Origin of the sequence: Hephaestia caeni (genome assembly GCF_003550065.1) — a bacterium.
GTDB lineage: Bacteria > Pseudomonadota > Alphaproteobacteria > Sphingomonadales > Sphingomonadaceae > Sphingomonas > Sphingomonas caeni_A.
Genome location: NZ_QXDC01000004.1, coordinates 816714 through 829740, shown reverse-complemented (window position 1 = coordinate 829740; position 13027 = coordinate 816714). Strand labels below are relative to the sequence as shown.

Annotated in this window: 12 protein-coding genes; 4 read left to right on the top strand and 8 right to left on the bottom strand. The window is 68.4% G+C overall.

Features of this window, described 5'->3' with window-relative positions; all coding sequences use genetic code 11:
- The first annotated feature begins 21 nt into the window (after positions 1-21).
- From DFR49_RS18555 to DFR49_RS18540, 4 genes are read left to right on the top strand one after another with little or no spacing between them, the layout of a single operon-like run.
- On the top strand, positions 22-1125 hold the full coding sequence (locus DFR49_RS18555; protein WP_119037130.1) for an ABC transporter permease: 1104 nt from the start codon (positions 22-24) through the stop codon (positions 1123-1125).
- Complete coding sequence (locus tag DFR49_RS18550; protein ID WP_119037129.1) at positions 1125-1937, top strand: ABC transporter ATP-binding protein; 813 nt, start codon at positions 1125-1127, stop codon at positions 1935-1937. Before DFR49_RS18555 ends, DFR49_RS18550 begins: the two co-directional genes overlap by 1 nt.
- Positions 1937-2902, top strand: a complete 966-nt coding sequence (locus DFR49_RS18545) for an MlaD family protein (protein WP_119037128.1) — start codon at positions 1937-1939, stop codon at positions 2900-2902. The genes DFR49_RS18550 and DFR49_RS18545 overlap by 1 nt, the downstream gene beginning before the upstream one ends.
- Positions 2903-2919: 17 nt before the next feature.
- The gene (locus tag DFR49_RS18540) at positions 2920-3504 is read left to right on the top strand and encodes an ABC-type transport auxiliary lipoprotein family protein (protein ID WP_245968631.1); all 585 of its coding nucleotides are present in this window, start codon (positions 2920-2922) and stop codon (positions 3502-3504) included.
- A gap of 13 nt (positions 3505-3517) precedes the next feature.
- On the opposite strand, the gene DFR49_RS18535 is transcribed toward DFR49_RS18540, so the two are convergent.
- From DFR49_RS18535 to DFR49_RS18500, 8 genes are all read right to left on the bottom strand, one after another.
- Entirely contained in the window at positions 3518-3949 is a 432-nt protein-coding gene (locus DFR49_RS18535; RefSeq protein ID WP_119037126.1) for a VOC family protein, read from the bottom strand.
- Positions 3946-5247 (bottom strand): UDP-glucose dehydrogenase family protein, encoded by a 1302-nt coding sequence (locus DFR49_RS18530; protein WP_119037125.1) that lies wholly within the window; start codon positions 5245-5247, stop codon positions 3946-3948. Before DFR49_RS18530 ends, DFR49_RS18535 begins: the two co-directional genes overlap by 4 nt.
- A 189-nt stretch (positions 5248-5436) precedes the next feature.
- A complete protein-coding gene (locus DFR49_RS18525; RefSeq protein WP_119037124.1) occupies positions 5437-6558 on the bottom strand; it encodes an OmpA family protein in 1122 nt (373 codons plus the stop codon).
- 144 nt (positions 6559-6702) lie between these two features.
- On the bottom strand, positions 6703-7206 hold the full coding sequence (locus DFR49_RS18520; RefSeq protein ID WP_119037314.1) for a DUF2793 domain-containing protein: 504 nt from the start codon (positions 7204-7206) through the stop codon (positions 6703-6705).
- A 2-nt stretch (positions 7207-7208) separates the two neighbouring features.
- Positions 7209-9386, bottom strand: coding sequence for a phage tail protein (locus DFR49_RS18515; RefSeq protein ID WP_119037123.1), 2178 nt, complete (start codon positions 9384-9386; stop codon positions 7209-7211).
- Positions 9386-9811 (bottom strand): peptidoglycan endopeptidase, encoded by a 426-nt coding sequence (locus DFR49_RS18510; protein ID WP_119037122.1) that lies wholly within the window; start codon positions 9809-9811, stop codon positions 9386-9388. Before DFR49_RS18510 ends, DFR49_RS18515 begins: the two co-directional genes overlap by 1 nt.
- Entirely contained in the window at positions 9808-10620 is an 813-nt protein-coding gene (locus DFR49_RS18505; RefSeq protein WP_119037121.1) for a DUF2163 domain-containing protein, read from the bottom strand. The genes DFR49_RS18510 and DFR49_RS18505 overlap by 4 nt, the downstream gene beginning before the upstream one ends.
- A 1-nt stretch (position 10621) precedes the next feature.
- Positions 10622-12910, bottom strand: coding sequence for a DUF2460 domain-containing protein (locus DFR49_RS18500; protein ID WP_119037120.1), 2289 nt, complete (start codon positions 12908-12910; stop codon positions 10622-10624).
- Positions 12911-13027: the final 117 nt, after the last annotated feature.

Here is a 13027-nt window from a genome sequence, read left to right as displayed (position 1 = left end):
TTTGCACCACATGAGGCAGCAATGACCGCGCCTGCTGCCTTCACTCCAGCCGATCGGGATGGCACGCTCCGCTTCTCCGGCACGCTCGCGCTTGCGTCGATCGGCGACCTTCCCGATCGACTGCATAGCTACGAAGGCGCGGTCGATCGGCTCGATATGAGCGGGATCGACCATATCGATACGGTCGGCGCATGGCTGATCCACCGATTCGCGACCGAGCATGATGCCGAGATCACCGGTCTCGATGCCGACGGCCGATACCTCCTCGATCAGGTGAGCGCGGCCGATGCGCCCGTCGCGGCGCGGGCACCGCCGCCGACTCCCTTCACCCGCGTGCTGGGCGAAATCGGCGATGCCGTCGTCGTCAGCCTGACGACGCTCTACGGCCTGCTCGGCTTCCTCGGCGCGACGACGATCGCGTTCTGGAACGTGGTGCGCGACCCGCGCCGTTTCCGTTTCAACGCGACGGTCCACCGGTTCGAGGTGGTGGGCGTGTCGGCGCTCGGCATCATCGGGCTGATGAGCTTCCTGATCGGGATCGTGATCGCGCAGCAGGGCGCGGTGCAGTTGCGCCAGTTCGGTGCGGAAGCGCTGACGATCAACCTGATCGGCCGCATCACGCTGCGCGAACTGGGCGTGCTGATGACCGCGATCATGGTCGCGGGGCGTTCGGGCTCGGCGTTCGCGGCGCAACTCGGCACGATGAAGCTGACCGAGGAAATCGACGCGATGCGCACGATCGGCGTGTCGCCGATGGAAGCGCTGGTGCTGCCGCGCACGATCTCGGCGATCATCCTGATGCCGCTGTTGGGCTTCTACGCGTCGCTGGTGGCAATCATCGGCGGCGGTTTGCTGTGCTGGGTGTCGCTGGGTATTCCGCCCGTCACTTTCGTCCAGCGTCTGCGCGAAGTGGTGCCGATCACCGATCTCTATGTCGGGCTGGTCAAGGCACCGGTGTTCGGCGCGATCATCGCCATCGCGGGCTGCTTCCAGGGCATGCTCGTCGAATCGGATGCCGAGCAGGTCGGGCTGCGCACCACCAGCGCGGTGGTGCAGGCGATCTTCCTGGTGATCGTGCTCGATGCGTTCTTCGCCGTCTTCTTCACCTGGATCGGGTGGATCTGATGGCCGAGTGTGATGAGCCGATCATCCGCGTTCGCGGCCTGAAGAACAGCTTCGGGGACCAGATCGTCCACGACGATCTCAATCTCGATGTCCGCCGCGGCGAGATTCTCGGGGTGGTCGGGGGCTCGGGCACCGGGAAGTCAGTGCTGATGCGCTCGATCATCGGCCTCCAGCCGCCCGATACCGGCGAGATCACGGTGTTCGGCGAGAACGCGCTCAGCGTCGACGAGGCCGAAGCGACCGCGATGCGCAAGCGCTGGGGCGTGTTGTTTCAGGGCGGGGCGCTGTTCTCGACGCTGACGGTCGCCGAGAATGTCCAGGTGCCGCTGCGCGAATTCTATCCCAGCCTCGATCAGGGGCTGCTCGACGAGATCGCCGCCTACAAGGTGGTCATGACCGGGCTCGCGCCCGAGGCCGGCCCCAAATATCCGTCCGAGCTTTCGGGCGGGATGCGCAAGCGCGCGGGGCTGGCGCGCGCGCTCGCGCTCGATCCGCAATTGCTGTTCCTCGACGAACCGACCGCGGGGCTCGATCCGATCGGTGCTGAGGGGTTCGACGCGCTCATCAAGTCGCTGCACAAGACGCTCGGGCTGACGGTGTTTCTGATTACCCACGATCTCGATACATTGTACGCGATCTGCGATCGGGTCGCGGTGCTCGCCGACAGGAAAGTCATCGCGGTCGGCACGATTCCCGAGCTGCTCGCGATGGACCATCCGTGGATCCAGGAATATTTCAATGGGCCGCGCGGGCGGGCCGCGACCGCGGCGGTGAAGCGCAACAAGGCGCAGCAAGAGGCAGGGGCTGTTTGATGGAAACGCGTTCGAACCATGTTCTGGTCGGGGCCGCTGTGCTCATCCTGCTGCTGCTGCTCGCCTTCTTCATCGTCTGGCTGGCGCGGCTGAGCGGCGCGGAGGAGAAGGAATATGACATCTTCTTCCGCCAGTCGGTCGATGGTCTCGCCAAGGGTTCGGCGGTCGCTTATTCGGGTGTGCCCGCCGGCCAGGTGCGCGAGATCGCGCTGTGGAAGCCCGATCCGCAACTCGTGCGCGTCCGCGTCGCGCTCGATCCCGATATTCCGATCCTGCGCGGCACGACCGCCACCGTTCAGAGCAGCTTCACCGGCACCAGCACGGTCGCGCTCGACGGCGGCGAGAAGGGGCAGCCCGAGATCACCTGCCCCAAGGAAAACGCCGTCACCCAATGCCCGTTCGGCGTGCCGGTCATTCCGACCCGGATCGGCGGCCTCGGCGCGGTGCTCAATTCGGCGCCGCAGCTTCTCGAACGGCTCTCGGCGCTGACCGAGCGGCTGACGCAGATGCTGTCGGACAAGAACCAGGCGTCGATCGCGGGTATCCTCGAAAACACCAATCGCCTCACGAGCGCGCTTGCCGATCGCGGCCCGGAAATCGCCGCGACGCTCGCGCAGACGCGGATCGCCGTCCAGCAGGCGGGCGATGCGGCGGAAAAGATCGGCGATCTCGCCGCGACCACCAACGGCGTGCTGTCCGAAGACGTGCGGCCGGCGATGGCGAACCTCAACGAGGCCATCAAATCGGCGAAGGCGAGCACCGACACGCTCAACGCTGCGATCGGCGATGCGCGGCCGGGGCTGCAAGCATTCTCGAAACAGACCGTTCCCGAGGTGGGCCAGCTCGTCCACGATCTGCGCGTGATGTCCGAATCACTGTCTTCGGTGGCGCAAAAGCTCGATCAGGGCGGTGCCGGGTCGCTGATCGGCCCGCAGAAGCTCCCCGATTACAAGCCCGGGAAATGACCAACAGGAGCCGCACGATGTTGAAGCGATCCGCCATCCTGCTCGCGGTGCTTCCGCTTGCCGCGTGCATCAGTTTCGGGGCCGAGCCACCGCCCTCGCTGTTGACGCTGACGACCGAAGCGACCGTTGCGACCGGCCAGCCGCAAAGCTCGGCCGACGCCGCGACGATCCTGGTCACCGTGCCCGCGGTGCCGCAGAAACTCTCGGTGCTGCGCGTGCCCGTCCAGGCGACCGATACGTCGGTCGCCTACGTCAAGGACGCGCAATGGGTCGAGCCGCCCGCGCAATTGTTCGCGCGGCTGATGGCGGATACGATCACCGCGCGCACCGGGCGTGTCGTGCTCAGTTCGGCGCAATCGCGGATCGATCCCGGCAGCCGGCTTGCCGGCGAACTGCGCGATTTCGGGGTGGATGCGGCGACGCAGGAAGCCGTTGTCATTTATGACGGCGCGCTGATTCGGGGCGGCAGCGATGCGATCGAGAAGCAACGCTTCGAAGCGCGCGTGCCGGTGGCCGCCATCGACGCCAGGTCGGTCGGCATCGCGCTCAATCAGGCGGCCAATCAGGTCGCGGCACAGGTGGCGGATTGGGTCGGGCGTTGAGCGCGCGCGCCGATCAGTCGGCTGGGTAGTTCGGCCAGATCCCCGGCGTCGCCAGTTCGAGGACGTGGCCGTCCGGATCCTCGAAATAGAGGCTGTGGCCGCCTGCGGGCCACGCCATCTCGCCGCGCATCGTGACACCCGCCGCCGTCAGATGCGCGTGCCAGATATCATAGCTGTCGGCGGTGATGCGAAATGCCATATGCAGCGGCCCCGCGCCGTCGTGGCCGGGGACCGTCCCGCGCTCGGAGATACTATCCTCGGTCGATCCGCCGCGCGCGAAGACGAGCAGCGCCGCGTGCGGCCCCGCGTCATAAGCGATCAACCGCTCGGATCGGAACATCGCCTTCAGGCCCATGATGTCTTCGAAAAACGCCGCCGATCGTATGAGGTCGTCGACGTACAGCGCCGTCTCGAGCAATCCCGCGATCGGCGGCGGCGTGGTCATCGCCCGATCGAATGGTAGGTGAAGGGCGTCCGCGCGATCTCGGCGGGCGAATAGACGTTGCGCAGGTCGACCAGCACCGGCGCCGCCATCACATCGGCGAGCCGATCGAGATCGAGCGCCCGGAACACGTTCCATTCGGTCACGATCACCGCCACGTCGGCGTCGGTCGCCGCGTCATAAGCATCGGTGCAGAAGGTCACCCCCGGCATCAGGTCGCGCGCGATCTCCATGCCCTCGGGGTCGAATGCGCGCACCCGCGCACCGGCGTCTTCCAGCGCCTGCACGATCGCCAGGCTGGGCGCGTCGCGCATATCGTCGGTGTTGGGCTTGAAGGTCAGGCCGAACAGCGCGACGGTCTTGCCGCGCGCGTCGCCGCCCAGCGCGTGGATCACCTTGCGTCCCATCGCGCGCTTGCGGCTGTCGTTGACCTTCACCACCGCCTCGACGATCCGCACCGGGCTTTCGGCGTCCTCGGCGGTCTTGAGCAGCGCGAGCGTGTCCTTGGGGAAGCAGGAGCCGCCATAGCCGGGCCCCGCATGCAGGAACTTGCCGCCGATCCGCTTGTCGAGCCCGATTCCCCGCGCCACGTCCTGCACATCGGCGCCCACCGCCTCGCACAGATCGGCAATCTCGTTGATGAAGGTGATCTTGGTCGCGAGGAAGGCGTTGGCGGCGTATTTGGTCAGCTCGGCGGTCCGGCGGCCGGTGAACAGCAGCGGGCTCTCGTTCAGGTAGAGCGGACGATAGATGTCGCGCATCACCTGCCGCGCACGCTCGTCCTCGGTACCGACGACGATGCGGTCGGGGCGCTTGAAATCGCCGATCGCGGCGCCTTCGCGCAGAAATTCGGGGTTGGAGACGACCGCGACCTGCTTGTCCGGGCACACCTCGCGCAGGATCGCCTCGACGCGGTCGCCGGTGCCGACCGGAACGGTCGATTTGGTCACCACCACCGCCGGGCCGGTGATCGCGGCGCCGATCTCGCGCGTCGCGTCGAAGACATAGGTCAGGTCGGCGTGGCCGTCGCCGCGGCGCGATGGCGTGCCCACAGCGATGAAGATCGCGTCCGCCCCGGCGACGGCCTGGGCAAGGTCGGTGGTGAAACTCAGCCGCCCGGCAGCGACGTTGGCCGCGACGAGTTGGTCGAGACCGGGTTCGTAAATCGGCATATTGCCCGCATCGAGCGCGTCGATCTTGGCCGCGTCCTTGTCGACGCAGATGACGTCGTGGCCGAAATCGGAAAAGCAGGCCCCTGATACCAGGCCGACATAGCCCGATCCGATCATCGTGATGCGCATGAGGCGGAAAGCTTCCCGAAAAATGGAGGGGCCGCGGCCCGGACCCGCCCGATGTAACGCCCGCCGTCGATTTTTCCAGCCGTTTGGGCGCGATTTCCGCGCTTTACGACGCCATCACGAAGGAAGCGCATAAAAAAAGGGAGGCCGGCAACGCCGACCCCCCTCTTTGTTGTTCGCTTGGAAGCGAGCTTACATGCCCGATCCCGGCCCATAGGTGATTTCCACGCGGCGGTTCTGCACCTCGCGGACACCATCGGCGGTATCGACCCGCGGACGGCTTTCGCCGAACGCTTCGGTCGAGATCACGCCCTCGGGGATCGCATGCGACGTCATGTAGCCCTTCACCGAGTCCGCGCGACGTTGTGACAGACCGACGTTGTAGTCGGCCGGACCCGAACGGTCGGCGTGGCCGGCCAGCATGACCTGCGCGTTGCCGCAGCTCTGGTACGCGGTGATCGCGTTGTCCAGGATCGACGCAGCCTCGGGGGTGATGTTCGACTTGTCCCATTCGAAGAAGACAATGAACGGACCCGGCGAGCACACAACCTCGGGCGGAGGCGGCGGCGGAGGCGGCGGGGGAGGCGGCGGCGGGGGCGGAGGCGGCGGAGGCGGCGGGGGAGGCGGCGGCGCACCAAAGTTGTACGTCAGCCCACCCAGCACGCTGTGCGACCGGAACCGGCCCTCGAAGTCGCGGTTCGTCACGTCGACATACTTGACGTTGTCGGCGTTGAAGAAGCGATACTTGAACGTCACGTCCAGATGATCGCTGATCGGCGCGCGAACGCCGGCGAGGCCCTGCCACGCGAAGACCGTGTCCGAATCGTCGAGGAACGGTCCGCCGGTGTTCAGCGCATAATTGGCCTTCACGCGAGCGACGCCGACACCACCGCCGACGAACCCCTGGATGCCATCGTCATCGCCGAAATCGAGCAAGCCGTTGAGCATGAAGCTCAGCGCCGAGGTCGATCCGCCAGCGAAATCGTAATTCCCGGCAGCGAGATTGCCCAAGCCGCCATTGGCATAGAGCGGCGTGGCAACGGTCGACGAAATCCCGTCGACGGTGGCGCGCCGATAACCGACTTCGGTTTCAACGCGGAACGCGCCGAAATCGTAACCGACGGTGCCATCGACATCGTAACCGTAGTTACTGTCGACCACAGTCGCCTTTGAGGCTTCTCCGACGTCGAATTCAATATCTTCGACGATCATCGCGCCACCTTCGACGCCGACATACCACGACTTGTCGCGGGCCAGCGAAGGCGAGGCAAGAACGGTCGAAGCGAGTGCCAGTGCGACGGCAAGCTTCCGCATCATAATCCCCTTTCTTGGTTGTCACTACGGACAGCCCCAACTCCCTACTCCGGGGTTAGTTTCCGCGCAAGCGAACAAATTTCGCCTTCTGTTGCCAAAACGCAACAAATCCGAGGCTTTGGAACCCGCTGCAACAACGACGATTCAGGAAGCGATCAGGCCGTGCGCGCTGAGCGCCGCGATCACCGCGTTCAGCGCGGCGCGGCACTCGGCATCGATCGTCGTGCCATTCGCAGGTGCCGCGATGGCGGCACCTTGCGCGCCCAGCACCTGGACGCCGTCGATCATGATGCGCGTCGCTGCGACCTCGCCGATCTGCCAGGCGCCGGACAGGAAACGAGCCGGCACGCCCGCTGCATCGACCCAGGCGCAGAGCCCGTCGACCGGCGCCATGAAGCGCCATCCGCCCGCGGTCCATCCGGCGATCGCGTGCGGCTGGCCGGCCCAGGCGCCCACGGGCGCCGCGCCGATGATCCAGCAATCGCCGATCGCGGGCGCGGCGGGCGGATCGTCCACCCCGATATCGCGCACGAACGCGCCGAGTGTCAGGTCGAGCAGCGTCAGTGCCTCATTGTGCGTCATTTCCTTCTGGGCCTGGCCGGGGTTCAGCAAGGGCAGCGCCAGGCGCGCGCTGGTTTCGTCGCTCATCGTCATTCCTCCTCGAACGCGGGTAAGATCACCGGGGCGCTCGGCGACAGGCCGTGGGTGCCGACCTGGACCAGCGCCGCCGGCGTCGCGCCGTGGGGGCGCTCGCCCGCCGACAGCACGATCTCGGCGGTGGTGGCGTCGATAACGGTGTCGGGGGTTCCTGCCAGCGTCAGTCGATACGCCTCACGCTCTTCGGCCAGCGGCACATCAACACCGTCGAGCCAGCGCCAGCCCGCGCGGCTCCGGCGAATCCATCGCAGCCGCAGATCGCCGTCGGGCAAGGTGTCGGTGCGCAGGTGGACGGGTGACGGCGGCAGCACCGACGCTCCGGTCAGCGGCGCCTCGGCATCGGCGGGCATCTCGGTATCCCCCGCGCCCGAGGCAAGCACGCGCACCGTCGCACCGAGTGCTGCAAGCGGCACATCGATCGCGACGATCGTTCCCGGCGTCAGCAGTACGAACCGGTCGCCCGCTGCCTGGGTGCCGATCGCGGCCTCGGTGCCGCGCCGGCCGCGCCACAGCCGCGAGAGCCGCCAGCGCGTCGCATCGATCTGCTCGGCGCGGCCGAACTGGAGCAATTCGTCGCCGACCAGCGCCAGATTGGTGCCGCCATCGAGAAGCACGTCCCCGGCGTTGCCCAGCGTCGCTTCCGCACTGGCGAGAATCACCTCGATCGCGTGGTGTCGATCGGCCAGCGTCGCCGGCGCCACGCCGGGCGGCACCGCTACCACGCCGATCGTCGCCGGCACGCGGGCGTTGCCCGCCGATGCCCACTGCGCGCCGCCGTCGATGCTGTACCGCAACGCCGCGCCGCGCCATCCCGGCGCGGCGCTTCCCGCCGCGATCAGCACGCGCGGGCCTGCGAGCACGGCGTCGCCGAGCGCGGGCAATTCGAAGGCGTGGACGATCGTCGGGCCGTTGGGCAGATCGGGGGCGGTGAGGCCGGTGCCCGAATCGGCGCTGGCGACGATCGGCGCGCTGGCGAGGCGCACCAGATCGAGCGTCAGCACGAAGCTTTCGAGCCGCCACCCGGCAATCCGCCAGCGTCCGGGCGCGTCGGCCAGCGCCACGACGTCGCCGGGCGCAAGATCGGCGGCATCCCAGCCGATCGCAAGCGCCCGCCGGCTGCGCGCCGTCGCCGCGCGCGACAGCGTCGCTGCCGCCATCGTCTTGGCGGCCGATGCCGATAGCACCGCAGGCATCTCGATCCGCTCCTCGCGCACGCCCGCGCCGGGGCGCCGCACGCGCTGCAAGCCGGTCTGGTAATCGCGCTGGGGATCGTAATGCGCCAGCGTGATCGATTGCGGCACGGTATCGATCGGCGCGATCGTGCGGACGGCCCTCGTGCCGCCGCGGGTGCCGGCGCCGTCGCCGCGATCCTCGATCGTGCGGACAGGTGCGCCGTCGGCGGTGAAGCGGATACGCGCGCCGGCAGGAGCGAACCAGCCGCCGCTCGCCACCGCCAGCGTCTCCAGCACCCCGCGCACGCTGTCGCCATATGCCGAAAAGCCGCCGAGCATCTGGGTGGCGCCCGCACCGTCGACGATGCCGCCCGAAAGATCGGCGGCGATCGCGCCTGCGCTTACCGGGGCATCGTCGGCGACGATCTCGAAGGTCAGCGACGGGATGCGGTTGCCGTATTCGGCAAGCTCGAACTGCTCGAACACCGCATAGGCCGCGCCGCGATGCGCGGGCGTGGCGCCGAATCCGATCGCGGCGGCCATGCCGGGATCGGGCGTCTGGTCCTCGCTGCCCGGGTGCAGGCGGAAGGCGGTCGGCGTCTTGAAGTCGCCCGCCGCCCCGCGCAGCAGCTTGCCGTCGGCCCAGATCCGCCGGACGCCGCCGATACGCCGCGCCGACAACAGCACCGCGAACGACACCGAATAGCTGTAGCTGGTCTGCGACGGTTTGCCCTTGCCGCCGCCGCCTTCCTGTTCGGTTTCGACGAAATCGGTGGACCAGATCACCGATCCCGCGACCCGCATCGTGCCGTAGAGGCGTGGGATCGGGCTGCCATAGCTCGACGTTTGCACCGCCAGTTCGGTCAGCCGCGGCCCCCGCCGCCCCTTGGGCTTGAACAGCACGTCGCGATCGATCGCCTGCCCCAGCAGCCCGCCCAGCGCACCGCCGATCGGCCCGCCGATCGCCGTCCCGACCGCGGTCAGCACCAGAGTCGCCATTATTCCTCCTCCAGTCGCCAGCGCCCCAGCACCGGCCAGGGCGCCGTGCCCGGTCGTGCCACCACGCGCCGCAGCAGCGCGTCGGCATGAACCAGCCCGCCGGGAATCGAGATCGCCAGATGCAATTGTCCCGGCGCGCTCACGCACAGCAGCATTTCGCCGGGGCCGCCGATGCCATCGATCACATCGAGCGCGTCGATGATGGCCCGCGCGCGCGCCGCATCGCCGTGCCGCAGTCCGTAATCGTCGGGCACCGGCCCCCGATAGCCGCCGGCCCTGAGCGCGTACCCCGCCAGCCCCACGCAATCGAGCCCGAAGCGCGGATCGCGCCCGTGCGGCCGAAACCGCACGCCGACCAGCGCCAGCGCCGCCGCCACGACGCGGTCGCTCCTTGTGTGCGGCACCCGGATCGAAAGCCCGGTCATCCGCCGGGATACCGTGTCAGCAGGTCGATCCCGGGCAGGAAGGGCTCGCCGCGAAAGTTGGAGACGTTGTCGAACCGGTGTCGGCACGTCGCGAAGCTCTTGTCGCAGCCCTCGATCAGCTCGATCATTGTCCCCGCGTCGGCCACGAAGGGCGGTGGCGCGGTCAGCGTCAGCGTGACGCCCGCCGACACCGCGATTGCGCTCTCGCATCCGCCGTTGGTCCCACCCAGCCAGCGCAGCAGGCCGTTGCCATAGGCGTTGGCCACCGGTTCGGCGCTATCGATGACGATCGTCGTATCGTCGCCGGAGACGATGCGCGCCATCCGTCGCCGCCCGGCCATCGCGATCCGGCAACGCTGGTCGCCCAGTTCGGCGCGGCATTCGGGCGAGGTCGCCTCCACCACCGGCCGGTCGAGCGCCGCCGCCGCACCGCGCAGTTCCGCCGTGAACCCGCCGTCTCTGGTCTCGACCGCGCCGATCGTGCCCTCGCCCAGCGCCACGCTCGCGGCCGGGTCGGTCCAGTCGACCGCGAACAACGCCACCCGCGCGCCGTCCCAGCGCCCCGCGATCAGATCGTCTTCGCCGATCGCCCCGCTGGTGAGCGCGCCCGCCACGTCCATCGTGTCGGGGTCGAGCCCCTCGCTGCGTTCGATCGCGGAAGGGGTCATCCCCGGCGCGGCGCGGTGGAGCAATCCGCCGATCATCAGGTCGCGGTCGTGCGTCGTCAGCCCGATCGTCACGCCGTCGCGCCGTTCGAGCCGCCAGCACAAGGCGATCGTCGTCAGGTCGCCGTCGAGAAAGGTCGTCATCTCAATCCTCGCGCAGTTCGATCAGCGGCACCGAGGGCGCCGCGCCCGCCAGGAAGGTCGCGCGCGTCACGCTCAACTGATCCTCGGCGAACCGCACCGGCACGTCGAAGGCGAACCCCGCCGTCACCGCCGCCCCCGTGGCCGGTGGCGCATCGAGTGCGATCCACCCGCCCCGTTCGATCGTGAATGCCGTGGTCTCATCGCCATCCACCGCCACGCGCACGCTGCCAGCCACCGGCCGCGTGATCCGCCGCTGATGCGCGCCGTAATGCTTGACGATCGCGAACCGTGTCGCCGCGCCGTCGCCGATGCCGATCTGCTGGTCGATCGCGCTGCCCGCGCCCGAATTGCCGTCGAACGGATCGCGCAGCCGAAATCCGCGTGCCGATCCCATCCGCGCGCGAAAGAAGGCGAGCAGGGTCGCGATATCCGCCTCCGATCGCACCCCCGGCCCGACATCGTAGCGGGTCCGCGCCTCGGCCCAGCTCGCGTTGCGCCGTTCGTGCCCGCCCGCGCTGGTCACGATCGCGGTGGAAAAGCCCGGCGCCACCTCGGCCTCGCGGCCCAGCGCCAGCGGGAACAGTATGTCATCGAATGCCTGCACCTCGGTCTCCTCGTCGAAATGGGTGAATCCGTCGCGCATCACCTGCGGCAGCGCCCAGACGAAGGTCTCGGCGACGCGCCCGCGCGCGGCATCCGCCGCCGCCTCGATCGCGCGCCATTGATCCGCATCCTCGGGGTTGAGCACGAAGCCCGACAGATAATGCTGCTCGGCCTCGGGATAGCCGAGCCGCGCGGTCGCCGCCGCCCGCGCCGCCGCACTTGCGCCGCTATTGCCGCGCGTCACCCAGTCGTAATCCTCGAGCTGGAGCACGTCGAACGCCGGCGCTGCCCAGCCGGTCGGCAAATTAGCGCGTCGGATCTCGGGCGCCGCGGGATCGAGCACGCTCGGCAGATAGGCCAGCAGATAGGTCTCGACATAAGTGAACGCCGCCACCAGCGCGTCGATCAGCGCCGCGGTCGATTGCGCGAGCAACGCCCCCGCCGTGTCGAGCAACGCCGTCTGATCGTCGTCGAGCGTCCCGCGCACGCTCGCGATCTCCACCGGATCGTCCCCGAACGCCGCCTTGGCGGCATCGTCGTAGAGGCACGGCCGCCCGTCGGCCGTCACCCACCACCACGGCTCGCCGACCTGGAACTTCGCCGGCATCCCGCTCTCGCGCGCCAGCGCGATGAACGCCACCGCGACCGCTCGCAGATACGCCATCGCCCCGGTATGCGCCGGTGACAGCAAGGTCGAGGGCGGCTCCCACCCGGTCAGCGCCGGGCTCCCGTCCCACGCGCGCTGCTTCCAGTCGTTCCAGCAATATTGGTCGAACAGCTCGTACGACAGCGACCAGATCACGTCGTATCCCAGCGCCCGCGCCCGGCGCGAAAAATCGCGATGCCACGCCGCGCATGCGGCATTCAGCGCGCCACCGGTCAGGCTCACATACAGGTCCGGCCCGTTTGCCTGGAGCCGGAAATAGTGGCTCATGCCGACATAATGGTCGATCAGCCCGCGATAGCCGAGCTGGAAGGCGTTCCGCAGCAGCCGCGCGGGCGTCAGGTGATAGCTGTCGTCATAACCGCTCGCGATCCTCATGGCGTGCTCGGGCACGATCGCGTCGCCGATCGCCAGCACCGCGCCCGCCCCGGCACAAGCGATCCCGCTCAGCTCGCACCAGCCCTCGGCGGGATCGGCGAGCAGGCCGTCGTCCCCCTCGGTATAGCCCGGCGCCACCAGCGAGATGAACATCCGGTCGATATCGCCCGCCCACACCGGATCGGCCTCTTGCGGAAGCGCGAACCCGCCCACCAGGTGAGCGAAATCGAGCGTCACCTGCGCGTCGCGGGCCGTCCCGATCGCGTAGTTCCATAGCCGCACATACCAGGCGCGCGGCGCCCCGTCGGCATCGCGCCCCTCGATCGTCAGCGTCGGCCCGTCGATCGCATCGAGCGTGCGCACCCCGTCCGATCGCCAGCGGAACGAGAGCACGCAGTCGCGAAAGTCGCGCGCCGTCTCATAGGCGAGCAACGGGTGGTCGATATTGTCCTCGGCTTCCCAGATCAGCCCGGCGAGGTCGCTCTTGCGATAGAAGACGGCATCGACGCGCAGCGCGTCGGGCGCGGTGGTGACGACGCTCGCCATCATCGGTCGCGGGAAATTGACCGTCCAGAACCGCGGGTCGAAGCGCGAGATCACACTATCGGCCTGCACCGTCCGCGCCTGTGTGAGCCAATAGCCCATAATCGGAAAACCCCTCCCCTTCAGGGGAGGGGCAGGGGGTGGGGCAGCGCGAACCGGGCTCGATGCTCGGTTCGCGCTTTCTCCACTCCTGGCCGCTGCTCCCCGACCCTTCCTTGA

Excerpts from the sequence above, each read along its gene's own strand:
- DFR49_RS18555 (WP_119037130.1), top strand. The coding sequence starts at position 22 with ATGACCGCGCCTGCTGCCTTCACTCCAGCCGATCGGGATGGCACGCTC.
- DFR49_RS18550 (WP_119037129.1), top strand. The coding sequence starts at position 1,125 with ATGGCCGAGTGTGATGAGCCGATCATCCGCGTTCGCGGCCTGAAGAAC.
- DFR49_RS18545 (WP_119037128.1), top strand. The coding sequence starts at position 1,937 with ATGGAAACGCGTTCGAACCATGTTCTGGTCGGGGCCGCTGTGCTCATC.
- DFR49_RS18540 (WP_245968631.1), top strand. The coding sequence starts at position 2,920 with ATGTTGAAGCGATCCGCCATCCTGCTCGCGGTGCTTCCGCTTGCCGCG.
- DFR49_RS18535 (WP_119037126.1), bottom strand. The coding sequence starts at position 3,949 with ATGACCACGCCGCCGCCGATCGCGGGATTGCTCGAGACGGCGCTGTAC.
- DFR49_RS18530 (WP_119037125.1), bottom strand. The coding sequence starts at position 5,247 with ATGCGCATCACGATGATCGGATCGGGCTATGTCGGCCTGGTATCAGGG.
- DFR49_RS18525 (WP_119037124.1), bottom strand. The coding sequence starts at position 6,558 with ATGCGGAAGCTTGCCGTCGCACTGGCACTCGCTTCGACCGTTCTTGCC.
- DFR49_RS18520 (WP_119037314.1), bottom strand. The coding sequence starts at position 7,206 with ATGAGCGACGAAACCAGCGCGCGCCTGGCGCTGCCCTTGCTGAACCCC.
- DFR49_RS18515 (WP_119037123.1), bottom strand. The coding sequence starts at position 9,386 with ATGGCGACTCTGGTGCTGACCGCGGTCGGGACGGCGATCGGCGGGCCG.
- DFR49_RS18510 (WP_119037122.1), bottom strand. The coding sequence starts at position 9,811 with ATGACCGGGCTTTCGATCCGGGTGCCGCACACAAGGAGCGACCGCGTC.
- DFR49_RS18505 (WP_119037121.1), bottom strand. The coding sequence starts at position 10,620 with ATGACGACCTTTCTCGACGGCGACCTGACGACGATCGCCTTGTGCTGG.
- DFR49_RS18500 (WP_119037120.1), bottom strand. The coding sequence starts at position 12,910 with ATGGGCTATTGGCTCACACAGGCGCGGACGGTGCAGGCCGATAGTGTG.